The 24,797-nt window shown below is 58.7% G+C and carries 21 protein-coding genes and 4 pseudogenes; 16 read left to right on the top strand and 9 right to left on the bottom strand.

Translation table 11 applies throughout. From position 1 onward, the window contains the following. Positions 1 to 99: 99 nt before the first annotated feature. On the top strand, positions 100 to 1,041 hold the full coding sequence (locus MUG98_RS10575; protein WP_265112084.1) for an amidohydrolase family protein: 942 nt from the start codon (positions 100 to 102) through the stop codon (positions 1,039 to 1,041). Between the two features lie 186 nt (positions 1,042 to 1,227). After that, positions 1,228 to 2,007, top strand: a complete 780-nt coding sequence (locus tag MUG98_RS10570; protein ID WP_265112083.1) for an enoyl-CoA hydratase/isomerase family protein — start codon at positions 1,228 to 1,230, stop codon at positions 2,005 to 2,007. 220 nt (positions 2,008 to 2,227) lie between these two features. Here the strand turns inward: MUG98_RS10570 and MUG98_RS10565 are convergent, their stop codons facing one another. Then, complete coding sequence (locus MUG98_RS10565; protein WP_265112082.1) at positions 2,228 to 3,370, bottom strand: acyl-CoA dehydrogenase family protein; 1,143 nt, start codon at positions 3,368 to 3,370, stop codon at positions 2,228 to 2,230. Between the two features lie 156 nt (positions 3,371 to 3,526). Here MUG98_RS10565 and MUG98_RS10560 point away from each other — a divergent pair, with 156 nt between their 5' ends. The 6 genes from MUG98_RS10560 to MUG98_RS10535 all read left to right on the top strand — a co-directional run bounded on the left by MUG98_RS10560 (position 3,527) and on the right by MUG98_RS10535 (position 9,140). Then, positions 3,527 to 4,693 (top strand): thiolase domain-containing protein, encoded by a 1,167-nt coding sequence (locus MUG98_RS10560; RefSeq protein ID WP_265112081.1) that lies wholly within the window; start codon positions 3,527 to 3,529, stop codon positions 4,691 to 4,693. Next, on the top strand, positions 4,690 to 5,076 hold the full coding sequence (locus MUG98_RS10555; protein WP_265112080.1) for a Zn-ribbon domain-containing OB-fold protein: 387 nt from the start codon (positions 4,690 to 4,692) through the stop codon (positions 5,074 to 5,076). The genes MUG98_RS10560 and MUG98_RS10555 overlap by 4 nt, the downstream gene beginning before the upstream one ends. A gap of 225 nt (positions 5,077 to 5,301) precedes the next feature. Continuing rightward, positions 5,302 to 5,799: a Zn-ribbon domain-containing OB-fold protein gene (locus tag MUG98_RS10550; RefSeq protein ID WP_265112079.1), complete on the top strand. Its 498-nt coding sequence runs from the start codon at positions 5,302 to 5,304 to the stop codon at positions 5,797 to 5,799. An 87-nt stretch (positions 5,800 to 5,886) separates the two neighbouring features. Beyond that, entirely contained in the window at positions 5,887 to 7,029 is a 1,143-nt protein-coding gene (locus MUG98_RS10545; RefSeq protein ID WP_265112078.1) for a thiolase family protein, read from the top strand. Then, on the top strand, positions 7,026 to 8,195 hold the full coding sequence (locus MUG98_RS10540) for a thiolase family protein (RefSeq protein ID WP_265112077.1): 1,170 nt from the start codon (positions 7,026 to 7,028) through the stop codon (positions 8,193 to 8,195). The genes MUG98_RS10545 and MUG98_RS10540 overlap by 4 nt, the downstream gene beginning before the upstream one ends. A gap of 159 nt (positions 8,196 to 8,354) precedes the next feature. Beyond that, entirely contained in the window at positions 8,355 to 9,140 is a 786-nt protein-coding gene (locus MUG98_RS10535) for an SDR family NAD(P)-dependent oxidoreductase (protein ID WP_265112076.1), read from the top strand. Between the two features lie 112 nt (positions 9,141 to 9,252). Here MUG98_RS10535 and MUG98_RS10530 read toward each other — a convergent pair whose 3' ends face one another. After that, positions 9,253 to 10,683, bottom strand: a complete 1,431-nt coding sequence (locus tag MUG98_RS10530) for a zinc ribbon domain-containing protein (protein WP_265112075.1) — start codon at positions 10,681 to 10,683, stop codon at positions 9,253 to 9,255. Beyond that, complete coding sequence (locus MUG98_RS10525) at positions 10,680 to 11,864, bottom strand: thiolase domain-containing protein (RefSeq protein WP_265112074.1); 1,185 nt, start codon at positions 11,862 to 11,864, stop codon at positions 10,680 to 10,682. The genes MUG98_RS10530 and MUG98_RS10525 overlap by 4 nt, the downstream gene beginning before the upstream one ends. A 136-nt stretch (positions 11,865 to 12,000) precedes the next feature. Here MUG98_RS10525 and MUG98_RS10520 point away from each other — a divergent pair, with 136 nt between their 5' ends. Together MUG98_RS10520 and MUG98_RS10515 are read left to right on the top strand one after the other, a co-directional pair. Beyond that, entirely contained in the window at positions 12,001 to 13,155 is a 1,155-nt protein-coding gene (locus MUG98_RS10520; RefSeq protein ID WP_265112073.1) for an acyl-CoA dehydrogenase family protein, read from the top strand. A gap of 176 nt (positions 13,156 to 13,331) precedes the next feature. Further along, positions 13,332 to 14,267 carry a TIGR03619 family F420-dependent LLM class oxidoreductase gene (locus MUG98_RS10515; RefSeq protein ID WP_265112072.1) on the top strand — a complete coding sequence of 312 codons (936 nt, stop codon included), beginning with the start codon at positions 13,332 to 13,334 and terminating at the stop codon, positions 14,265 to 14,267. 97 nt (positions 14,268 to 14,364) lie between these two features. Here the strand turns inward: MUG98_RS10515 and MUG98_RS10510 are convergent, their stop codons facing one another. The 4 genes and pseudogenes from MUG98_RS10510 to MUG98_RS10495 form a co-directional block, all read right to left on the bottom strand. Beyond that, positions 14,365 to 14,760, bottom strand: a complete 396-nt coding sequence (locus tag MUG98_RS10510) for a cupin domain-containing protein (protein WP_265112071.1) — start codon at positions 14,758 to 14,760, stop codon at positions 14,365 to 14,367. 15 nt (positions 14,761 to 14,775) lie between these two features. Then, complete coding sequence (locus tag MUG98_RS10505) at positions 14,776 to 15,072, bottom strand: HalOD1 output domain-containing protein (protein WP_265112070.1); 297 nt, start codon at positions 15,070 to 15,072, stop codon at positions 14,776 to 14,778. Between the two features lie 108 nt (positions 15,073 to 15,180). Further along, positions 15,181 to 15,722, bottom strand: a pseudogene (locus tag MUG98_RS10500) (transposase domain-containing protein). Between the two features lie 42 nt (positions 15,723 to 15,764). Beyond that, complete coding sequence (locus MUG98_RS10495) at positions 15,765 to 16,520, bottom strand: IclR family transcriptional regulator (protein WP_265112069.1); 756 nt, start codon at positions 16,518 to 16,520, stop codon at positions 15,765 to 15,767. 2,056 nt (positions 16,521 to 18,576) lie between these two features. Here MUG98_RS10495 and rdfA point away from each other — a divergent pair. The 4 genes and pseudogenes from rdfA to MUG98_RS10480 all read left to right on the top strand — a co-directional run bounded on the left by rdfA (position 18,577) and on the right by MUG98_RS10480 (position 22,716). Continuing rightward, positions 18,577 to 19,188, top strand: coding sequence for a rod-determining factor RdfA (gene rdfA, locus MUG98_RS10490; RefSeq protein ID WP_265112068.1), 612 nt, complete (start codon positions 18,577 to 18,579; stop codon positions 19,186 to 19,188). A gap of 84 nt (positions 19,189 to 19,272) precedes the next feature. Then, the gene (locus tag MUG98_RS10485; RefSeq protein ID WP_265112067.1) at positions 19,273 to 21,207 is read left to right on the top strand and encodes an archaea-specific SMC-related protein; all 1,935 of its coding nucleotides are present in this window, start codon (positions 19,273 to 19,275) and stop codon (positions 21,205 to 21,207) included. A 276-nt stretch (positions 21,208 to 21,483) separates the two neighbouring features. Then, a pseudogene (locus tag MUG98_RS25410) lies at positions 21,484 to 21,672 on the top strand (hypothetical protein); the annotation flags it as partial. Between the two features lie 45 nt (positions 21,673 to 21,717). Next, positions 21,718 to 22,716: pseudogene (locus MUG98_RS10480) on the top strand (IS630 family transposase). Between the two features lie 221 nt (positions 22,717 to 22,937). Here MUG98_RS10480 and MUG98_RS10475 read toward each other — a convergent pair. Then, positions 22,938 to 23,114 (bottom strand): annotated as a pseudogene (locus MUG98_RS10475) (transposase); the annotation flags it as partial. 27 nt (positions 23,115 to 23,141) lie between these two features. Beyond that, the gene (locus MUG98_RS10470; RefSeq protein ID WP_265112066.1) at positions 23,142 to 23,978 is read right to left on the bottom strand and encodes a CBS domain-containing protein; all 837 of its coding nucleotides are present in this window, start codon (positions 23,976 to 23,978) and stop codon (positions 23,142 to 23,144) included. A gap of 121 nt (positions 23,979 to 24,099) precedes the next feature. On the opposite strand from MUG98_RS10470, the gene MUG98_RS10465 reads away from it, so the two are divergent. After that, positions 24,100 to 24,456, top strand: a complete 357-nt coding sequence (locus tag MUG98_RS10465) for a DUF8165 family protein (RefSeq protein ID WP_265112065.1) — start codon at positions 24,100 to 24,102, stop codon at positions 24,454 to 24,456. Positions 24,457 to 24,512: 56 nt separating this feature from the next. Beyond that, positions 24,513 to 24,782, top strand: a complete 270-nt coding sequence (locus MUG98_RS10460; protein ID WP_265112064.1) for a DUF8110 family protein — start codon at positions 24,513 to 24,515, stop codon at positions 24,780 to 24,782. Positions 24,783 to 24,797: the final 15 nt, after the last annotated feature.

Here is a 24,797-nt window from a genome sequence, read left to right as displayed (position 1 = left end):
ATATCGACGATTCGGGCGGCAAACCCGATGCGTTCTCCGCGGGGTCCGCCGAGGTGGCCTCACCGCAAGTTATTCGGTGCGTTCGCCACAACGACAGGTATGGCATCGATCATTGACGTCCACTCACACCTCTGGGCAGAAGACTGGCTCCCGGAACGGTTCTGGGAGGCCTTCGTGAATATCGCGGTCAGGCAGAACGAGAAGAAAGGCAAAAGCGTTGACCCCGAGCGGATCCGTGAATCGTACCTCCCGACCTACTGGGACCCGACCGGCGAGAGGTTGCTCCAGCGGATGGACGAGGCCGGGATCGACCACCAAGTCGTCTTCGGCGTCGACTTCGGGCTGGCACTCGGTGAACCGGAGACGCCGATCGAGGAAGTCAATCGAACGATCGCCGACTTCCGCGACGAGAACCCGGATCGCATCTCTGTCCTCGCGACGATCGATCCCCGACGCGAGAACGCCGTCGAGCATATCGACACTGCTCTTGGCGACTGGGACATGGACGGGCTTAAACTCCATCCGACGGCTGGCTTCTATCTCCACGACGAGGAAACATACGAACTCCTCGAGGTCGTTCAAGATCACGACAAGATCGTCCTCACCGATACCGGGCCGATCTTCGCCCCGCTGTATAGCGAGTGCTCCCATCCGAACCACCTCGACCGTGCATTGGCCGACTTCCCGAACCTCGACATCATCGCCGCCCACATGTCCTTTGGCTGGTGGCGCGATCTCTACGCAATCGCTGACAGCAAACCCAACTGTGGGCTGCACGTCGACATCAGTGCGTGGCAGGAACGTGCGAAACAACACCCGGAGGAGTTCGCCACCGCAGTCCGCCGACTCATGGACGCCGTCGGGTCCGACCGGATTCTGTGGGGAACCGACGACCCGGCATTCGATCCGGTGCACCCCAAAGAGGAGTGGCTCGATAATGTCCGCGCGCTGGGCGAACGGAAGAGCGGACCGCGATTCACTGACGACGAGATCGACGCCCTCTTAGGCGAAAACGCGGCCAGACTCTTCCGCCTCGATTGAGCGTCTACGGGGCTGGACGGCTCTTGGGACGCCGCTCGACATCATCGAGCAAAACGCTTTTGCCAGCGCGTAATCCACGTATGAAAGCATGTCTACACGCACGAGCCCCTTGAGGAACGCTGCCGGCGAGAGTCCATTGAGCCGCGCGGTCTGGAACACTGGTGGCAATTGGTGGGAGGCTTGAAAATGTACGACGACATCGACTATGCCGTCGACGAGGGCGTCGCGACGCTGACGATCGACCGCCCGGACGTCAAGAACGCGTTCCGAGAGACGACGCTTGACGAACTGAACGACGCCATCCGTCGGGCCGACGAGGACGACGGCGTCTACGCGCTCGTTCTGACGGGTGCCGGCGACGCGTTCTGTGCCGGCGCCGACGTACGCTCGATGCCTGACTGGAGCGACGGATCGAAGGAGGAGTATGCCGGGTTCCTCTGGAAGGCCCAGAACGTGGTTCGCCAGCTCCGTTCGATCGAACTGCCGACAGTCGCCGCCGTCTCCGGGGCCGCGATCGGCGCTGGCTGCGACTTCACATTGGGGTGTGACCTGCGCGTGGTCAGCCCCGATGTGAAACTGCGACAGGGATTCGTGACGGTCGGTCTGGTCCCCGGCGATGGCGGCGCCTGGCTCCTGCCGAAGCTCATCGGCGAGTCGAAGGCCCGCGAGTACCTGCTGACCGGCCGAGACATCACCTCCGACGATGCCCTTGACCTCGGCCTTGCTGTCGACGTCGACGAGGATCCGCTCGACGGCGCGTACGACCTGGTCGACGAACTGCTCGACAATCCCGCCCACGCAGTTCGGAAGACGAAGGCACTGATCGACCCATCCCTGTCGTTCGAAGAGTACTGCGAGCGGGCGATCGAGTATCAGTGGGAATGCGTGAACGATGAGGAACACGAGGAGGCTATCGCCGCGTTCAGCGAGCGGCGTGAACCCGAGTACGACCGGGACTACTCCTGACGAGCCCGGTTCGTCGTTGGTGTCGGGACCGGAAGCTGGCAGGTGAATCGTTCTATCGCCCCTTGAGTTGTTACTGATGTCCCGCGAGTTACAACCGTGTTCGACTAGCAGAGAGCGCGCACGGACGGATGTACCGCTCGGTAGTTCCACGTCGAGAGCGGAGCTGACAGGCTTCGAATGAAACGAAGATGTCGAGCGATTCCAGTAGTCGTCGAGCGACTCAGGTTAGGGAGGGTCGGCCGTCCTTCTTCAGGACGCTCGCGATCGTGTTCTTTTGGATTTCGTCGGTGCCGGCGGCCAGCCGCCGGCCGCGGGCGAGTCGGTAGAGGTACTCGAGGGGATGTTCCCGCTGGTAGCCGTTGGCGCCATGGATCTGGAGGGCCTCGCTGACAACGGACTCCACCATCTCGCCGGAGGTGAGTTTGGCGAGTGAAGCGTCGAGGCGGTCCGGAATCCGGCCCTGCTCGTGGGCGTTGGTCGCCGCGCGGTAGGTGAGGGCGCGCGACTGTTCGAGTTCTTTCACCATGTCCGCAAGCTTCCACTCGATGCCCTGGAAGTCACCGATGGACTGGCCGAACTGTTCACGCTGGTCAGCGTAGTCGAGAGCATGGTCGATCGCACAGCCAGCGATGGCGTTCGAGAGGGTTGCGCTGCCTAGCCGTTCCCAGTTGAGCGCTTTGAGCTGATTCTTGAACCCATCTGGGCCACGGGTGAGGACGTTCTCTTCGGGAATAACGATGTCCTCCATATAGAACTGTGTCTGTACGTGGTCGGCCATGTTCGTGTAGTCCTGGGCAATCTCGATGCCGTCAGCGTGATCATCAAAATCGAGTACAAGCGAGCCAAGCCCCTCGGGGAACTTCGCCCAGACGACGGCCGCGCTGGCATGTTCAACGTGGCTGACCCAGATCTTCTCGCCGTTGAGCACGAGGTCGTCGTCGACCTCCTCAACCGTTGTTGACATTGAACCGACATCCGAGCCGGCTTCTGGTTCAGAGATGGCGACTGCGATGCTCTTCTCTCCCGAGGTGACGCCGGGGAGATACCGTTCTTTGACCGCCTCGGAGCCGAACATCTCAATCGCGCGTGGGGCAACCATCTGCTGATTGTATAGGTACTCGGCCGTATCCGGACAGATTCGACCGACAGCCTCGATACTGAGCATGGCCTCAAACTCGGACATGCCGCCGCCGCCGTACTCCTCGGCTATGTTGATTCCTAGGAAGCCCTGCTCGGCGAGCAATTCGACGTTCTCGGTCGGCAAGTCTCCCTCCCAAGTGAACGCGTCGTCAGCGAACTCCTCCTCGGCGAGTTGTTCCAGTGAAGATACCACCAGCCGCTGTTCGTCTGAGAGTGCGAGCATATCTCCCTGATTCGGGCGCGCCAAGTTAAGACTTCTCGTCCGACCTGGAATAGTGATGAATCGTCGATTGCCCCCCGTGCAACCGCCATAGGAAGTCCAATAGGAGGGCCATGCGGAACGCTGAAGAATGAGCAACGCTCATCGGTAGCCACAGTAATGACAGCTGTGAGAATAGCGGGCGTCGGAATGACGCCGTTCGGAAGCCACCCCGAGACGACCGGGCGCGAACTGTTCGGCGAAGCCAGTTGCGTCGCGCTGGACGACGCCGGCGTCCCTTGCGACGACGTGGATGCACTGTTCTATGGGAACTTCATGGGAGCATTTGCCGAGAAACAGAACCACCATGGACCGTTGATGGCCGACGCCGCCGGAGTCACCGCTCCGGCGACACGATTCGAGAGCGCATGTGCCTCAAGCGGAGTTGCTGTACGTGAGGCGGTTTCAAAAATCCGTGCCGGGCAAGCGGACGTGATACTCGTCGGTGGGATGGAACGGATGACGAACCTATCGACTGCGAGCACCACAGAGGCACTCGCCACCGCTGGAGACGAACTGTACGAGGGGCGGGCCGGCCTGACCTTCCCCGGTGCCTATGCCATGATGACCGACGCCTACTTCGCGGCTCACGACGCCGACCGGACCGACTTGGCCCACATCGCCGTGAAGAATCATGCCAACGCCGTCGAGAACGAGTTGGCTCAGTACCAGCAGGCCATCGACATCGATGACGTGCTTGAGGCCCCCATGGTCGCCGACCCCGTGGGGCTCTACGATGCCAGCCCAATCACCGACGGGGCGAGTGCGCTGGTCCTGACCGGCGAGGACTATGCCGAGGCAAACGACCTTGACGCGTCCATTGCCGTCACCGGCAGCGGCCAGGGCACCGACAGCCTCTCGCTTCAGGGCCGCGAGTCGCTGACGCGGACACCGGCCGCGGAGCAGGCGGCCGAGGACGCCTACACCGACGCCAACGTCGGCCCTGACGACATCGACGTCGCCGAGGTTCATGACTGCTTCACCATCGCAGAGGTGCTCGCCATCGAATCCCTAGGCTTCTACGAGCCGGGCACTGGGTACCGTGCCGCCCGCGACGGCGAGACAACCCGTGACGGCGACCTGCCGGTGAACCTCTCGGGTGGCCTGAAAGCGAAGGGTCATCCAGTCGGGGCGACTGGCGCAGCCCAGCTCGTCGAACTAACGAAGTTGCTCCGCGGCGAGCACGTCAACAGCGACGCCGTGGCCGACGCCGAGACAGCCGTCACGCACAACGCGGGGGCGACCGTCGCGAGTGCTGTCGTCCATGTCTTGGAGGTGGTCGAATGAGCGACGAATCCGTCGAGACGGCGTTCGACACGTTCCTCAATGCACTGGCCGACGGGAAGGGCTACTACCTCAAGTGCATGAATGGTCACGCGTCACTGCCGCCGCGGTACGGCTGTCCGGATTGCGGGGCGACGGACCTCGAGCGCCAGCCCCTGCCCGACGTCGGCGAGATCGTCGCGATGACGACGATCAGGGTTCCAGCACCCGCGTTCGCCGAGGCGGCCCCGTACGTGCTCGCTGTCGCCAAGTTTGGCCCGGTCAGGCTCACCGGTCGGCTCCTCAATATCGATCCGGACGACGACACGGTGGAATCGGGTGCACTGGTATCGGCCACCGCGAGTAGTGTCGGTGACGAGTCGTTCGTCGCCTTCGAGTTGCGGTAACTACCTCGTTCTCGGGCCGACTGTTCTATCGCTCCTACCCGTTTGTCTCGACGGTCCGGCGATCCACCAGCAACGCCGTGCTCACTGACGTTCAACCGTGGCGAATCGAGTGTCCATCGTATCATGCACCGATCTCGGCGAATTCGCAACAGCGCCCTTGAGGTCCCTGGAACATCGCCCGAGGGAAGTTTTTTATACATCGACTCCGAGGTGTCACTTGACAATATGGCCGACGAACCAGACCCATCAGTTCAAACTGGCGATGTGAATCCAGAATATAAGTATCCGTTTCACTGGGACCTCGACTTCTCGCTGAATATCGGCGAGGACAATCGGAAATTCTTCGACGCAATCGAAGACAAGAAGCTCCTCGGGAAACGGTGTCCCGAGTGTGGTGCGACGTTCGTCCCGCCACAATCGGTCTGTGTCGAGTGTTACGTCGAGACTGACGAGTGGGTAGAGGTCGAACAACGCGGCATCGTCGAGAGTTACACGGCGTGTTTCTTCGAGTTCGAGAACCTCCCGGAACCGCCGTACATCACCGCAGCGATACGGATCGACGACTCCGATATCTGTCTGTTACACTTTATTGACGACATCGAGTACGACGACCACTACGAACTGGTCGAGAAACTCCACAAGGGGACCGAGGTCGAACCGGTCTGGGCGGACGAGCGCGAGGGCCACATCCGTGACATCAGCCACTGGCGACCAGTAGAATGAGCACGCATCGAACGGTATCGCAGCTAAACACGGACAGAATACCAAAACACACAATGAACGAGAACCAACAAGTGGAGGCACAAACAGATGGATAGAGTAGCGATCGCCGGTCACGCAACGTACGGCTTCGAGGGAGACACCGGCCAGCGTTCCGACACGGAGATGATGTTGGAGGCGTCGATGGCCGCGCTCGAGAACGCGGACGTGACGCACGAAGAGCTCGATTCGGTCATCTATACTGGACAGGACACCTACGACGGTGCCGCTATCAGTGACGGACAGCGGGTGTCCGCCGCGGGTGGTTACCGAAAGCCCTTCATGCGTGTCCAGAACGGCGGCGGCAGCGCGATTCACCAGGCGACGGCGAAGATCCTCTCTGGGAAAGCGGACATCGTCTCGATCGTCGCGACGGATTCCGTTCGTGCAGACCCCCGAAAGCTCAGCTGGACGTCTCACGAGGCGCTGTACCACCGGCCGTTCGGGCAGAGCAACGACCAGTCCTTCGGACTACTGGCGACGGCCCACCAGGAGGAACGAGGCGTCACTGTCGACGAGCTTGCACGCGTGGCGGCGAAGAACTACGAAGCGGCGGCAGAAAACGACGTCGCGCACCGGCAAGAGGCCTACTCGGTCGACGAGATCCTCGACGCCGAGCGGGTGGTCGGGCCCCTCACCGAACTGATGCTCCGACCGAACTCCTTCGGGGCGGCGGTCTGCGTCCTCGTCAGCGAAGAGGTCGCCGAAGCGAAGGGCAACGCCCGCTCCTGGATCAGCGGAACCGGTCTCAGCACGGACCGGTACTGGTACCGCGAGATGAGCCGACGGCTCGAACAGCCCACGCTGGAGAAGGCCGCAGCGGCCGCGTTCGATGAGGCCGGCGTCTCCATCGACGACGTCGACGCCGCCGAGATCGCCGCCTACTCGCCCACCCTCGAGTTGACGAGTTACGAGGCGCTGGGCCTCTGTGAGGAAGGAGCGAGCGTCTCACTGGTCGAAGACGGCGTCACCGCCGCCGGCGGTTCCTTCCCGGTGAATCTCTCGGGCGGACCGCTGGCAACCAGCCCGCCCAACGCGGGCGGTATTTACCGGGCGATCGCCGCCTCGCAGGTCATCGAAGGCGAGCTGGGAGACGTCGACGCCGATCGAGTTCTCCTCGCCGACAACGATATGCACCTGGGCGAGCCGGGTCGGACGGACGCCGTGTTGGTCCTCGAAGGAGGTGCAGCATGAGTCGCGACGTCGCCGTGGCCGGAGTCGGGTATTCCGAACCCGAGAGTTTCACGGACTACCGCCACTCGACCCAGTCAAAGGAGGAACAGGCATTCACCGCGGTGAGCAATGCCCTCGATCACGCCTCTATCGAGGCGGACGACGTAGACGCGACGATGTTCTGTACCGTCGACGGCTTCGAGGGGACCTTCCGCGTCGAGCGAACGCTCGAGGTGCTTGGAATGGGCGACGACGTGCCCGTCCTGAGCATCAACACCGGTGGGACGGCCGGTGGGAGCGGCGTCAAGGTCGCCCACGAGTACGTTGCCTCCGGCAAGTACGACGTCGCGGTTGTCTACGGCTCCCCGTCGTTCGACTCGGTCGTCGAGGCCCAGCCCGTGATGAACACGAACGCCGACCCGCTGTTCGAGCGCAACTTCGTCACGGCGATCCAGATGGGCGCGCTGCCGAGTTCGGGGTACATGGAGATCTCGGGGGCGACCGAAGAGGACTTCGCCGAGGTCGCGGCGAAGAACTACCGTGCAGCCGCTCGGAACCCCTACGCCCACCGGAACGAAGAGCGGACTGTCGAGGAGATCCTCGATTCGCCGATGGTCTGCTGGCCGCTCCGTCGGGCGATGACCTGTCCTGTCTCCTCCGGGGCCGCAGCGATGGTCGTCGTGAGCGAGGACGTCGCCCACGAGGTCCGGGATAACCCAGTCTGGATCGACGAGATCGGCAGCACCAGTAACACGTTCTGGAGCGGGTATCGGACGTACGACTGGTTCCCGAAACTGAAGGAACTCTCAGAGGAGGTCTACGCAGACGCCGGGATCGAGGACCCGCGCGAGGAGTTCGATGTCGCGGAGACGTTCAACCCCTACATCCCGTTCGAGATGATCGAGTACGAGGCGCTCGGATTCTGCGAGAAGGGGGAGGCCAAGCACCTCGTCCGTGAGGGGGTAACCGACGTCGACGGCGACATTCCGGTTAACCCCTCCGGCGGGACGTTCACGACGAACTCAGGGATCTGTGCGTCGCTCGCGCGCCACTCGGAAGTCGTCTTGCAGCTGATGGGCGAGGCGGGCGAGCGCCAGATCGAGGGCGCCGAGAAGGGGCTCTCACATTCCTGGGGTGCCAACCTCGGGCAATTCCACCAGATGGCTATCTTCTCCACCGAACAGTAACCAGGCGCGCCGACCCAGGCGGCTCCCGTTTCACACTCGACTCGAAACCGAGGCTCGTGGGGGACGATCTGTAATCCGAACCCGCCGTCAGTGCCGCCGTCCTATCAGTTCGAAACCAATCGGATTTACAAGCGCCTTCTACGTACCACCGGCGTAGCAATGGCAGGAACTGAGTTCGACATCGACGGCGAGGCAGCGATCGTGACCGGGGCATCGAGCGGCATCGGCCGAGCGATCGCCGAACGGTACGCGGACAACGGCGTGAACGTCGTCGTCTGTGCACGATCAGTAGACGACCTCGAGGCGGTCGCTGACGGCATCAACGAGAGCGACCGGCCGGGCAAGGCGCTCGCGGTCGAGTGTGACATCACCGACTGGGACATGGTCGAGAGCGTCGCGGAGGCGACCATCGAGGAGTTCGGGAGCATCGACGTGCTAGTCAATAACGCCGGCGCGAGCTTCCGAGCCCCGTTCGAGGAGTTCAGCCAGAACGCCTGGTCGACCATCGTCGACATTAACCTGAACGGGACGTTCAACTGCATCCAAGTCGTCGGCGAGTATATGCGAGAGGCCGGCGACGGGACCATCATCAACATCTCGTCGGTCGCGGGTCGCGACGGCGCCCCGGACATGGCCCACTACGCCGCCTCGAAGGCCGGGATGAACAACCTCACCCGAACGCTGGCTTATGAATGGGCGGAGTACGGAATCCAGGTCAACTGTATCGCCCCCGGCCTGATCGCCACGGAGGGAGTTGAGAGTCAGATGGGGATCTCGGTGGACGACATCGACCTTGAGAAGACCGACCGCCAGATCGGCGTCCCGGACGAGATCGCACGCGTCGCACAGTTCCTCGCGAGTCCAGCTGCCCAGTACATTCAGGGCGAGACAATCACTGTCGAGGGCGTCCCCCGGATCGCACGGACGAGACATCACCAGGAGTAGTCGAAACAAAGAGAAACGCTCGAGGCAACGCCCGCCGCGCCACTGGGGCTCTTAACTATCCATTTCGAGATAAAGTTCGGTTCGATCGACCGTCGATATCCTGGTTGGCTGATCAGTCGATCGGTCGCACCTTCACGCCGTACCGCGTCACGCCCTCTTGGGTGTAGATCTGTCGGATCGTGGCTTCGACTCGGTCACCGACCTCGACGGTCGTCGGTTCGGTATCGGTGACGAGCAACGGTGCGCTCGCCGTGTCACCGTCTGGACCGTCGAAGGCGACGATAGCAGTCGCATAGTCGCCCGACCGAGCCTGTAGCTCCGCGAACTCGGGTGGCGCACCGCCTTGAGAGATGACCGAGACGGCCTCGACGGTCCCGCGGCGATCGAGCTGGACGGAGTCGTACTCAACGAGTTCGTGACAGCGGCGACAGGCCCCGTCTGGCAGGAAGTTGAGTGCCTCACAGGACGGACACCGACCGGCCTCGAGCCGGTATCGCTGTGGGATCGAGCGCTTCCACGACGGAACACTCACGTAGGCGCCGCCGCCAGCCGGTTCGCCGGGCGTGACCTCGCCGCGAAGCCGCAGGTATTCGCTGTAGGAGACCGTGCGCTTGCCCGTCAAGTCGAGCGAGTCGGGCGAGCCGGGGATTGTGTCCTCCCGGTCCACGATCAGGGCAGTCGCCGTCGCGCCGCTTCCGTGCCCGACGGCCAACACCGCGTCGGCGTCATCGACCAGCGCCGCTGCCAGGGAGAGCGGAACGCTCGCCGCACCGACGTCGCCGATATCGTGGACGACCGCATAGTTCTGCACCGCGTCCGTATCAGCACCGATCGCTCCAGCCGCGCGGCCGGGGCTCCTGCCGTCCGGTGCCTGGAGCGCGATCGCCGAGAACGAAGCCGGATCGGCGTCGAGACCGTCGACCGCGCCGGCGATGACGTCCGTGTACGCAGACCGCTCGTAGGTTCCGATATCGAGGGAATCGACGGTTCGCGAGCCCGGTTCCCGAAAGCGCGTTCCGGGGTAGTCTGTTGCGTAGGTCGACGACTCTCGGATCGCCGCGGCCCCGCCGTCGGTGAGGACGAACGCGGCCGCTCCGGTGCCGGCAGCGTGGTCGATCGCGCTCGACGGGTCTCCCCGCGGTGCGTCGCTCGCGACTACGAGCGCCGGACCGTCGTCCGTGTGCGCCTCAGCGAGGGCATCGATGCCCGCGTTCGTACTCTGGGTTCGCATCGCGTGGGAAACGTCGTCCGGGAGCGCGAGGAACTCGGCGAGTCGGACCGAGAGATCCGTCTCCTCCAGTGGCGGCGTGGTCGTCGCGAGCGTAACCGATGCGACGTCCCCAGCATCGACGGCACTTGCGTCGAGCGCCCGCCGGGCGGCCGCCGCCGCCATCGTAAGCGTGTCCTCGTCGGCATCCGGGACGGCCGTCTGCTGAATTCCAGGGCCGTCGAAACGGTTCCAGGCCTCATCGACCGCCTCGGCAGTGAGCCTGATCGACGGGATATACGTACCGACAGCCGCGATTCCGGGATTGTCGCTCATGCGCTCACCTCCATTTCCTCGGGTGATTCCAGGACATGGACTACCGCCGCGCCACCGCTCCCGCCGACGTTGTGTGTCAGGCCGCATCTGGCGTCCTCAACCTGGCGGTCATCAGCCTCGCCGCGAAGTTGGTCGAACGCCTCGACGAGTTGGCCGGCACCGGTCGCGCCGATTGGGTGACCCTTCGATTTCAGACCGCCAGAGGTGTTCACAGGCAGATCGCCCTCCAGCGTGGTGACGCCGTCGGCGATCAACTGCCCGCCCTCTCCAGGCTCACAGAAGCCGAGGTCCTCGTAGGCGAGAATCTCAGCGATCGAGAAGCAGTCGTGCACTTCGGCGAAGTCAACGTCGTCTGGGCCGACCCCCGCCATCTTGTAGGCCTGCTGACCGGCCTTACGCGTCGCCGGGAGGTTGGTGTAGGACTCGCGCTGGAAGAGTCCGACGCCGTCGCCGGCCGCCCCGACACCCGCGATCCTGACCGGTCGATCAGTGTACTCGGCGGCGACATCCTCGCTCGCGACGAGGACTGCGGCCGCTCCGTCGCTCGTCGGACAACAGTGGTACAACGTTAACGGATCTGCGATCGTCGGCGCGCCCTCGGCCTGCTCGAGCGAACACTCGAACCCGAGGTGGGCCTTGGGATTCTTCGCTCCATTTGAGTGGCTCTTGACGGCGACCTGGGAGAGTTGCTCGCGGGTCGTTCCGTAGGCCTCCATGTGGGCACTGGCGATCTGGGCGTAGACGCCGGAGAACGTGGTCCCGGCCATGCGCTCCCACTCAGTCTCCCCAGAGACGCCGAACCAATAGCGAGTCGTGTCGCTGCTGAGGTCGGTCATTGACTCGACGCCGCCAGCAAGGGCGACATCGGCCATCCCCGATTGGACTGCTTGAACCGCATGACGAACCGCTGATCCGCTGGCCGCACAGGCATTCTCGACACGGGTCGTCGGAATTCCATGCAGGCCGACGTGCTCGGTGACCGCCGGCGCGGAGAGACCCAACTGGCGCCCGCCGATGCTGATCATGCCGACGAACGCCTCGTCGATCTCGTCGGAGTCAATGCCGTTGTCGACGCTGTCTGTCGCCGCTTCGTAGGCGGTCTGGAACAGCGATCGATAGCTCTCGTTCGGGTATGAGCCGTACGGACTCTGCCCAGTTCCGATGAGGTATGCGTCACGCATGTCCAGAGTATCTGGACTCCACGCGCATAAGTGTGCCCGGACGACAATCAGTGGGACCGGCGAGACCTACCGAACCCGGGCCGAATTGGTGCACGACAAGGTATAAGCATGTCCCAGCATAACCGGTCAGTCGAGTATGACGAGTCTTCCTGGACTGGAGCCGCACCACGAGGAGTTTCGAACGCGCGTGCAAGAGTTCGCCGATGAGACGGTTCGTCCCGTCGTCGAGGAACACGAGCGCGAGGGGCGTTTTCCGGTCGACTTGGTCGACGACCTTGTCGATGCCGGGCTGTACGGGATCACGATCCCCGAGGAGTACGGTGGTGAAGGCCTCGACAACCGGTCATTCCAGATCGCCGTCGAGGAACTCTCCCGCGTCTGGAAGATTCCGGCTGGGATCGTCTCGGTTACCTGCTCGCTGGTCGGCACGTCCCTCGCGAAATTCGGTGCGGATTGGCAACGCGAGGAGTGGCTCCGAGAAATCGTCGAGACGGGCCAGGTGACCGCGCTCTCGCTGACTGAACCTGAGGCCGGCAGCGACGCGGCGGCCCTCGAAACTAGCGCACGGCGAGACGGCGACGAGTACGTCATCGACGGCCACAAGGTATGGACCTCTCATGGCGAGGTGGCCGACTTCCTGATCGTGGTTGCACGGACCGACAACGACGGAGAACACGGTGACGTGAGTCTCATCGGAATTCCCAACCCCCAGGAGGTCGACGGCGTTGAGTTCGTCCGGGACATCCCCTGCATGGAGGGAGATGCCGTGGTCGAGAACGAGATCAAGTACGAGGGTGCGCGCGTACCGGTCGAGAACGTTGTTGGTGAGGAAGGCCGTGGATTCAAGTACATCATGAGCGCTCTCGACATCGGACGTATCGGCGCTGCCTCACAGGGCGTCGGTATCGCCCAAGGCGCGATGGACGAGAGCATCGCGTTCGCCGACGAACGCGAGCAGTTCGGTCAGCCGATCCGTGAGTTCCAGGGCGTTTCGTTCAAGCTCGCGGACATGGCGTCCTCCGTTCAGGCAGCCCGTCTGCTGACGATCTGGGCCGCCCAGAACCTAGACGCCGGTCACCGAGTCAGCCAGCAGGCGGCGATGGCTAAAACGTTCGCCACGGACGTCGCGATGGACGTGACCACCGAAGCCGTCCAGATCCACGGCTCACGCGGCTACTCGAAGGATTACCCAGTTGAACGGTATATGCGCGAGGCTAAGGGAACCCAGATCTACGAGGGAACCAACGAGGTCAATCGGCAGGTCATTGCACAGCACCTCTACGACGATTGACCGTCAACGGTCGCGGTAGAAGTTATGTCAATGAAATCGGTTCGCGCCGACGGAGCCCAGCAGACATCCCGTTCGACGAGACCTGCCCTCGACCGCGCGGTGAGGTTAAGACCTACTGGCCGACTGTTGGACAGTCGAAACTGATTTGCACTCCCCGCGAAATCACTTGAGTAACGATGGTCAACCAATCCGACGTCGAGTTTGGCGTAATGCTGTCGGCCACCAGTAACGACTACGGGATCGCCGATGCGGACCTTCCTGGTGTATTCCGGGAAACGGCGCGAACGCTCGAGAATAACGACTTCGACGTGGTCGTCGCCGGCGACCACATCGCCTATCCCGACGAGATTCCGACCGACTACGAGTTCTCGAAGTCCGGTGAACCGCCCTTCACCTCCGAAACGAGCGTCTACGAGGTATTCCAGGTTCTCTCCCACCTCGCGGCGGTCACCGATGACCTCGCGCTCGGGACGAACGTGGTGGCAGCGCCCTACCGACACCCGATCACACTGACGAAGCACGTCCTCACGCTCGAGTCGCTCTCGAACGGCCGGGCCGACCTCGGCGTCGCACCAGGCTGGCTCAGTACCGAGTTCGACGCTCTCGGCGTCCCGTTCGACGAACGTGGTTCACGGACCGACGAGTTTCTCGAGGTCTTCTCGCGGGCCTGTTCGGAGGGGAAGTTCGCATACGACGGTCGGCACGTTTCCTTCGACGAGATCGGCTTCTATCCGGCGCCCGACCGCGACATCCCCGTCTGGATCGGAGGCCACTCCGGGGCGACGTTCCGTCGGGTTGCCGAGTACGGGACCGGCTGGTCGACTCTATGGGATAGCCCGGACGAAGTTGAGTCCGCCCGCGAACGGATCATGAACGCGTGGACCGACTACAACCGATCCGGTGACCCCGAAATCGCCGTCTTGCGTCCGGTGAACGTCGGCGGCGATAGCAACCATCTCCTTTCTGGTTCGCCCGACGACATCATTGAGGATGTGGAGGCGTACGTCGACGCCGGCGTCACGCGGATCATCGTCGACTTCTTCACTACCGACGTCGACGAACAGCATGAACAGATCGAAGCAGTCGGCGACGACGTAATTCCCTCGTTTTGAGGGCATACTCCGTCTCCAGAGACGTAACTCGTTCGCGGTTACCTTGGATGTCTAGTAGAAATCGTCACACTCATCGACGAGAGAGAACTGGTTCGTCTCAGACGTCGTCCGTCTTGTCCAGTTCGTCTTCGAAGATTGCGTCGTCGGCGACGTTCGGTGCGCCGACTGCGAATATTCGCGTCTCTTCTTTGGCAGTGATCTGACGCCACGGACCAGGATCGATCACGACAACGTCTCCGGCTTCATACGGGAACTCCTCGCCGTCGACCTCCACCACACCACGTCCCTGCTCGAAGTAGAATACCTCCTCCTGTTCCACTTGTTTATGTCGGCGCACGACGTCGCCGGCATCGTAATGAAAGTAGTTGAATCGCATTTGGACCGGCCGCTCTCCGTCGGCTTGCTTCATTTCGTAGCCGAGGGTCTTCACGGCAGGTTCGCGGTCGGTCCGTGTGCGCCACTCCGCGTCGTCGAGGTTGAGTTTAGTGTACATCGCTTCGGTAAGTGATTATCCGGAGACCGTAAATACATTCGGTCTCCGGCGGTCGGCAGTGTTCAGATAACGAAAAGCGAGGGAGAACAGGATATAACGGTATCTGCGGGAGAACCAATCCATGCTATCGTCAGTATCAGCTACTACGATCACTCCCTGCCCCATTCGATAATTTTCGACACTAATAGCCCCTCTTCCCTCGATTATAATTCGCTGTCCTGCGTATGTGAATCGGATTTCCAGAGACGACGGGCCCGTCGCGACGGGCTTGATAAGCGAATCCAGCGCCTCGGGATCAATCGCATCATACAAGGGCGGTCACTGGGTTACCTCTTGGCCCGTGACCGCTGCAACACGTTGGACAACGTTCATCGTCATTATTCAGATTAGCTGGTTCCGGCAAACCGCAAACGATTGAAGCTACGTTTCTGCGATTTCCGGCTCAGCGTATTGGAAATGGTTGGCGAACGATTCAGTTCGGCGTTTCAGCTCTTTAAACGCCCGTTCGACTCTACTCCGATTCCCGGTGGGAGACATGGAGGAATCGGAGGATGTGGTGGTAGCATGTCGCTTTCAGCAACAGCGCTTCGTCAACCAGAATGAGCGCGTCGTTGACGAGATGTTCCTCGCGGAGTTCTGCGAGGAACATCTCGGTCAGCGTGATCGTTCTGGTCGGAAACAACCGCACGTGTAGGAAGTGATTCGTGTCGGGATCAATTACCGCGTACAGCCAATAGGGATAGTCATTCACCTGAATCACCGTCTCGTCAACCGCCACATGATTTGGGCTACATCCTCTCGAAGGCGTAGATCGGCCTCTGAATCCAGTTGTGCACGGGAGTGGGACACCGCTCGACATCTATGCCAGCGAGGACCAAGACGGTATCCGCCAGCGACAGTCCCGCCAGATGGAGTTGGATACCAAGCTTCATCGCCGACTCGGGTGTCACTTCTCGCTTCATAAGTTCCAACTAGGCGATTGTACAGAGGCACTCGCACACCGGTCAAGAGTGCAGATAGTTGACCTCGATCACGTTGGCCGCCTCCAACAGCAACTCCGGGAACTCGTCGGCGAGACGTTCGTCTGAGAACCTTCTGACGGGGCCCCCGAGGCCGATTGCGCCGACGACGGTCCCTCGAACCACTATCGGAGCGCCGATAGATCGGATGCCCTCGACGTGTTCTTCTAGATCCAGTGCGTAGCCACGTTGTTCGATGCTGTCGAGTTCGTCAAAGAGATCTTCGCGGTCGATTATCGTGTTCGGCGTCGCTATCGGAAGTCCGTGCTTGTCAAGGATGTCTTCAATACGTTGGTCGGGGAGGTGGGCCAGGATCGCTTTCCCTGGCGCGGTGGTAGTGAGAGGAAGTCGCTGACCGGGTCGGACATTGAGACTTACCGCCTCATCGCCGATGGCGGTGTCGAGCAACACGCCACGTCCATTTTCTTCGATCATCAACGACGAGTGCTCCCCGGTTTCGCGGGCGAGTTTTCGGATATTTGGACGTGCCGCCTGATATATTGCCATGTCTCGGCGGCGCTGTTCGCCGAGGTCAAGAAACTTTGTGCTCAGATGATACTTGCCGTCGGATTCGATGAGATATCCCAGCGTGAGCAGCGTCTGGAGATAGTCGTGTGCAGTACTTTTCGGCATATCCATTGCCTCCATCACCTCAGAGAACGTCACGCCGTCGTACCGTCCGACGTGCTCAAGGAGATCAAGCGTCCGCTTGGCCGTATTGACCGATACATCTTGTCCCATACTACCATGGGTTGGGACTGAACGATATTAAATCTATCCGGTATAACTGGACCAATCGATCGGTGTCGAATATGGTTGTCTCTAGCAGCAGTGATACGAGACTATACACGCAGAGAGCCACCGTAGCCGATAGGAGGAATACAACTAGTCAATAGGTTCAGAGTCAGCTTATGGCCGCTTCAGAGCTTTCAATGTCGATACGTGCCGAGGAAAGTTTTCCGGTATAGCCGATAGCAAGCTTGATTGCCAATGTAGACAGCCCGGGACAGCCCAACAGCAGCAAAGCAGTTTGAGGTCGAATGTACGACGTGATATGTGGTGAGATATTTCCGGTATTCTCAGAGGAGTTCTAAGCCATCGACAATCGCTTTCCACAGGCTTTTAGGCTATTTTCTTGCTCTGAGTAGTACTCACATTTACGGATATACCGAACACGAGTGTTTTTCCCGGGTGATAGCGTACGGGAGCCGTCGAGCGGTTCTATATTAAGAAACGGACCCTGCAGCAGAGGGTGACAGTGATGGATCCGACTGGTCCTACTGTGAGAACGGAAATACGTCTTTGACAATTCAATAATAGAGGTACGGTTGTTATGGAATGGTTCCAGAACAGGGGGAGTTCATGAGGGAACGCGAACTGCGTTGAAACCACGTACGCTGATCATTCCTGAGACACTCGCTGAAGGAGAGTACTATCGTTGGAACCCACATTGTAAGGTGGGCTGACTAGTGACTCTCAACGCCCCGTCCGTCCCGAGACCACATCCGCGAAAGCACAATGACGAACTCTCGAGAGGTGGTTGACGGCGATCAATCACTCGTCACTCGAACCTGGGCCGATAATCGAACTATCGGGAGGGTGTCCAGCCGGAATTCGCGTATAAGTGCTGTTTTCGGTCGAGTTCGGCAACCGAGCGGCACATCGGTGATACACTCAGACATTCGTATGAGACGGTACAGCATGGGTTCATTGACCAGCTAATTTGTTGATCCCGATCCTAGCAACGCCTGACTGTGGTGGACAGCGAGAGAAGATACCGTTGGCAGGAGCGGAACTGCGCCCACGTAGCGATCGGCGTGGACTCGTTCGAAGCGATCGACATATTTTCAGACCTCCATTGACGCATTTCTGTTCCTCCGAATCATCCCAGGGTATTGACCGGGTGCCGCGATCACTACGCGAATCACGGGAGAATCGGTGCTCGACCATACGATCGACAGTATGAACACCGTCGAGAAACGCTCGGGAACGTCCGATCACGGGTTTGAGGTCGGAACATTCGACTTACCAGCGATCCGGTTTCCCGCTCAGTATCTCGTCACAGTGCTTGGCACTCACCGAATCGGCGAACGAGAAATAATCGTCTGTTCACTATACGCCCCGCTTCTGGAAAGTCTCCGATCGGGTTCCACGAACTACTGCCGGTCGGCGGAACTGACCCGGAAATCACACAGTTACCGACACTGACCAGTCGGCTGAAGACGTGGTAACAATATAGTATATTTGTGAGTTCGGAATATAGTATTGGACGCACCCGTAGGTGAGGCCAGCCACACACGGACACTGTGGCTGATCATCCAATCGGCTCGTATCGGCCGAAAAGCTACTTTCCAGGATTCGGTAGGTCCACTAGCAAAGGGACGCAGAGGTCGGGCACGCTGCCGCAGATTGCCTCGTCAGCGAGTAGCGAGAAACCTTATTCTGAGCGGCTGTTTGGCATTCAAACGAACAGACTTCTCTACGATAGAACTTCTAGGTTTGCCACTGCCTCTCCACACGTACTCTGAAATTGCGATTTGGGTCGCTTTACCGGAACTACTGGGGGACTATATGCCGGAATCGTAGCGTTCGGTCAAGAGCAGCAAACCGCACCGAGCAGCACCAGTCCGCTCCCGACCCCGGTTCATACCCGGCTATCAAAACGGAATATGACAATCCGGTTATATCTACAGACTTCTATCTTTTTACGTAACAATGGTACGGTTGTTATCCCAATGAACTGGCCCCCGATTGACTGATGGCAACACTCTTTATTCCCTAGTTCGTCCATCCCAATATGGGAACTTTAGAGGACAAAACTGAACACCGGACTAAAGTTAGCCGACTCATTGACAAATATGATCTCGGGAATTTAGGCGAAGAACTCGAACATATGTGGACTGCAGAGGGCAATGAGCGCAGAAGTTTACGACAATTATCAACCTTATTTAATAAGCGCCTTCTTCGATCTGCAATAGAAGATTCAGAATTCGAAACCGTTAGCGGAGAATTAGACAGCATTTATCAGCAAATTCAGGGAGAAAAAGGCTCGCCAGCCGACCAGACACGCACCCGACGGCAACTCGAACGGGACGGAGTCGTAGTTGAATCAGTAGAGTCAGATTTCGTCACGTATCAGGCTATCAGATCGTACCTGAAGAAGGAACGAAACGCTGAGTACGAACCAGCAGACGATCCGATCGAACGAGACAAAACGAGCATTCAACAGCTCCGCAACCGGACGGCGGCAGTGACCGAAACGAAGCTTGAGGGACTCGATAAAGCCGATCAGATCGAGCTGGGACCACATCAGGTAACGGTCGACATTAACGTGTTCTGTGAGAATTGTGGACGACAGTTCGACGTGACCGAAATCCTGGATCAGAAAGGCTGTGGATGCGCGGAATAACCTTTAAGTCATAAGTCTCGTCAATATCCTCTCTGGGGATTCAAGCAAGGCATTTATATATTTCCGAAGCTGAATCACATTTGAATGAGCGTTGAACAATCAAAGCAGAAGGTTCAGCTCAACGTCGAGAACATCGGTGGAATCGAGAAAACGTCGGTAACGTTCTCACCTGGTGTGACTCTCCTCGTTGGCCGGAATGCGACGAATCGAACGTCCCTCCTGCAAGCAATAATTGCGGCACTCGGCAGCGACAATGTGTCGGTCAAAGGAGACGCCGATGAAGCAACAGTCGAGATGACTGTTGATGGTGAAACATATACGCGAACCCTCAATCGAGTGAACGGCCATATCACGGCTAGCGGTGACCCATATCTGGAGGACTCGACCCTCGCAGATCTCTTCGCATTCTTACTCGAATCGAATGAGGCTCGCCGAGCCGTTGCAAATAGTGATGATCTTCGGGAGATCATAATGCGGCCGGTCGACACAGAAGAAATTCAAGCAGAAATCGAACGGTTGGTCCAACAGCGGCGGAACGTCGATCAGGAACTCGAGGAGATCGAGTCGCTAAAAAAACAGCTCCCGTCGCTCGAAGAGGAGCGAACGAGACTCCGGGATCGAATCGACAAGGTCGAGTCGGAACTCGCCGAGACAGAGGCCGAACTGGACTCCAAAGACGCAGACCTCAAACAGACACGCGAGGAGAAGGCGGAACTCGAAGAGAAACTCTCGTCTCTCCGCGAGAAGCGATCCGAACTCGAAGATATCCGATTCGATATCGAGACTGAGCGTGACAGCCTCGGCTCGCTCCGCAGCGAGAAACAGGAACTCGACGAGGAGCTGTCGAAACTCCCGGAGGCCCCCGTCGGCGAGATCGAAGAACTGGACACCCGTATCGATCGCCTCCGGACACAGCACCAGCAACTCAATTCCGAGATCAGCGAGTGTCGGAGTGTGATCCAGTTCAACGAAGAAATGATGGAAGAGACAAACAACGAAATTATGGCCGTACTCGGCTCGGACGAGGCGGTTACGGACCAACTCCTACCCGAAGAGACGACGACCTGCTGGACCTGCGGGACCGAAGTCGATATCGATCAGATCGAAGCGACGGTCGATCGCCTTCGGGAATACTCCCAACAGAAGGTCCGAGAGTCGAAAGAGATTCAAGACGAACTGGACGAGTTAAAGGAGAAACAGCGCGAACTCGAGCAACAGCAGCGTCGTCGTGAAAACGTCCAGGAGCGACTTGCAGAGATCGAAGACGAGATCGAATCCACTGAAGAGAATATCGATGAGCTTTCCGATCAGAAGGAGGCGTTGCGGGACGAAATTGCCGAGATCGAAACTGCAGTCGAAGACCTCGAAGACGATTCCTACGAAGAAATTCTCGATCTCCATAAGGAAGCGAACCAGTTAGAGTATGACCTCGGAAAACTCGAAGGGGACCTAGAACGGATCGAGACAGAAATAGTGGAAATCGAGGACCAGATCTCCAGAGATGACGAACTCAAGGCCGATCGAGAGGACCTCACCGAGCAAATCTCGGACCTGCGCACGAAAATCGATCGGATCGAACAACAAGCCGTCGACGAGTTCAACGAGCACATGGCTACTGTGTTGAATCTGCTTGAGTACGAGAACCTCGATCGAATCTGGATCGAGCGAGTTGAACGGGAAGTTCGCGAAGGAAGGAAAAAAGTAGCGAAGAGTCAGTTCGATCTCCACGTGATCCGTCAGACCGAGAATAACGCGACTTACGAGGATAGCATCGATCACCTGAGTGAGAGCGAGCGCGAGGTGACTGGCCTAATCTTCGCTCTCGCGGGGTATCTGGCACACGAGGTCTATGACATCGTCCCCCTGATGACACTGGACTCTCTGGAAGCGATCGACTCTGAACGCATTGCGAATCTGGTTGAATACCTCTCGGAATACAATGACTACCTCTTAGTCGCGCTACTTCCGGAAGACGCTGCAAGTCTGGACGGTAATTACAATCGGGTTACAGAAATATAACAACACTCTATAGTAGAAACTAGAAATAATTACTCACATTTGGTACAGAGAGTTGATCAAGCGCAGTATCGATCGCCCACAGATGGCAAATACACGAAAATCATACCCAGTCCGACTACCAGCGTGATCATACCCCATCCCACAATGTGGAAACAGGTACTTCGTTACGTGATCGTTGCGCCTCGGACCGCAAAATTGTGGACGAACGATCGTAAAACGCTTACACCCGTATCTGCGTTCGGGTAGGATTTGAGGGTATCGATATAGCAGCGAACCGAACCAGGCGGAACGTACGATATCGTGTTCGACCAGCATACGTACGAGGGGAAATCACTTGGCCGCGACGGGGCGTTCTTCAGAACTCACGGCGCGCGCGTCGGTCCCGAGAGCGAGCCGGAACTGAGTCGTCAGTGGCGGCTGCGAAGTGTGAAACTCAAAGATCGGTCCTATACAGATGACGAACTATAGTAACCGTTAGAATTATTCACTCGAATATTGTTGCTACATGTAGTGGATCACCTCAACGAGATCTCTATCGAGGATTTGCAAAACGCCCTCGACAACGTGGACGGAAAGAAGCCGACAAAACGACTGTTAGCAGCGATTGCATACAAAAACGGCGTCACACAGACTGAACTATCCGAGTGGTACGGCGTTCAGCGACGAACAATCTATAGCTGGCTCACGCGACTTGACACCGACGAGTCGCTTGAACAGGCCGTAACCGATGCTCATCGATCTGGGAGAAAACGGAAGCTCTCAGAAACACAGCAAAAAGAATTCAAAGAAACGGTCCACGAGTCACCCGAAGAAGTTGGGGTTGACGCGCCGGCGTGGACGCCGGCGCTCGTTCAGCAGTATCTTGCCGAGACGTACGATGTCGAGTACTCAATCCCGAGTTGTCGGCGGTTGCTCAACGAAGCGGGATTAAGCTATCAAAAACCTCGCCGTACAGCCACCGAATCTGACGCTGACGAGCAAGAAACGTTCTGCGAGGAACTCAAAAAAAGCGGCGGGAAATGGACGCCACAGTAGTTTGTCTCGATCAAACCAAGAAATCCGTGCAAGTTGAGCCGCGTGCCGCGCGAAAACCACGCGGCACGCGGCCGTCCGACGAATTGTCTGGACAACGCGACTGGACGTGTCTGTTGGGCGCGATCACCGAAGACAGTGATCGCTTTTTTCTCGATTCGAAGAATATGTGACTGCCGATCACGCAAACATTTCATTCTCACATTATGCTAAGAGTTCGAAGATAACTTGATCATTGTACTAGATAGAGCGCCGGATTTTCATGCGTCAGCAGTCACGGACCTAGCGGCCCGTGACGACCTCGCTTTCGTGACGTTGCCGGCGTATTTGCCTGAGCTAAATCTGGTCGAAGAGTGCTGGAGACAACTCCAATCAGCACTTAGCAACCGGTTCTTCGACTCATTTACCGAACTTACGACAGCGATCGATACCGCTCTTGACCAGCTTTCGCTTCCAAAGGTGAGTAATTATTTCTAGCGACTACTATAACTGCTCCTGTACAGGACGTCGAGACCGTCACGACGGCCGAGGAACGGCGATCATTCTACGTGGCGACTACGCGATCGAACGAGTCATAGGATATCTCCACCCTCGGGGATCGATGTCATCCTTCGTCGACGAGATCGACGTGTATCTCGATGAGTCGTGTCGGTTGCTGGTCCAGAAAGGCCAGCGACAGGTCGCCGCTATAGGAGTCATTAGAAGCAATTGTTCACTTTTGGAATCGAGAGTTGATCAAGAGCGGTATCGATCGCTGTCGTAAGTTCGGTAAATGAGTCGAAAAATTGGCTGCTGAGAGCCGATCGCAGTTATCTCCAGCATTCTTCGACCGGGTTCAGTTTAGGCGAATACGCTGGTAACGTCACGAAGGCAATTTCAGGATTGCTTCTAAGAGGAGCTGATTAAGCTCGGGGTGACGATGTCGCTGACGCGCCTGGGTCGTACCCTGCGTTTTGGAGGTTCGTGAGGACATCGTCGATGGTTTCGAGGGTGTTGTGGAGGTTTTCTGTTGTGCGGCCACTGCTGAGGAACTCGTTGCTGTCTGTGTTTTCAACGACGAGGTTTGCGTGCGCTACGTCGTTCCGAAGGTCAGTGATCTCGTGCAGGCTAGTACCGGCAGCGCCTTTGGTTGAGAAACCGCAGGTCTGCCAGCAGGCTTCGACGCTGGTGACGATGGTTTCGAGCGTCGAGAACTGGGCGTAGTGAATCTCCTCTAAGGCGACGTTAGCTGCTTGCGCGTCTGCATGCCGTTCTTCGATATCGTTGAGTTCGTCTGGAGTGACTGGTGTTTGTCTCCAGTTTGGTGCTTTGTCGAGGATGAGTTCGCGGAGGTGTTCTTCGAGGTACGTGATGCGATCGAAGAGGTAGATGCGTGCGGGAGCGGTGTTGAGATCGGCGCGGGTGAGGATGCCGGCGACGTTATTATGGCCGCCGAGGAAGTAGACGGGGGTTTCGATGAGTGCGGAGAGGACAGTGGTGAACGCGGCGTCGCCGCTAATCAGGTGGTCGATAGTAAGTGGGGTGAGGTGGTCGGCAAGCGTGTCGCCGTCGGTGTCAGTGGTGACGTCATCTTTGTGGACGAAGCCGACGGGGTCGTCATCTTGGTAGACTGGAGCGGCGTCGTACCCGTTTGCGTCTAGCCAAGCTGCAACATCGCTCGGTGGGGTGTCATGAGGGCGGTGTTCGACGGGTTGAGTGGCGAGTTCTGCTGCTGTGCAGTTGTAGAGATCGCGAGGCATATTGGATCGATTGGAAGCAGGGATAGTCAACTTATGGGAATGCGATTTGTTGAAGTGATGGATGAGGTGGAGAGTCTAATCATAAAACTAATGCATGATGGGAATATATTTCTCTGTAGTTATGCTCAAAGGGCATTTCACGTCTGCGGGGACGAGTATCGAGTACGGGGATGCAAGTGTCCTCTTCCCTATTGGTGACCTTGATGCGGTTGTCCACCAGTACCGAGATGCCCAACGGACACTCACAGACACCGACGGATCAGATGTCATCGTCATCGCGCCGACGAGCCTGGCAACCAGTTACCGACTCACTCAGCACGCCCTCACTGCGATTCCCGTCGACAGTCTCTCACCTGAAACCCGCGAACAGGTCGCCGATGCGCTTGACGAGCCTATTGAGACCTTTGAGGTCATCCAGATCGGCAAGTGGACCACAGATAGCCCGAACCACTCCCTCGTTGAGTTCACGGACGCCTGACCGTCATTACTGTGACGAGCCGGCATTGAACACCAAGCAACATCCAACCCCGAACAATGACCGAGTCACTTGAGGAAGACTACCCCGAGGCAGCACCGTATATTCAGCAAACAGTCGCCGAACACGGCGAAGACTGGGTTCTGGAACATTACTATGAGGAACTCTACCCACTTGGTGTACTGATGGATATGCCGGAGAAAGACGAACTCCCGTTCTACGATGACACGGAACACGAGACGATGACAGAAGATGAACGGGTGGAGATGTATCAGGCGTGGAGTAAGTATCGGGAGAATCTCCATACAGGAGCGAAACCTGACGGGTGACTGTCACCGTACATT

It is taken from the genome of Halosolutus halophilus (assembly GCF_022869805.1).
GTDB lineage: Archaea > Halobacteriota > Halobacteria > Halobacteriales > Natrialbaceae > Halosolutus > Halosolutus halophilus.
This window is presented reverse-complemented; position numbering and strand designations above follow the sequence as displayed.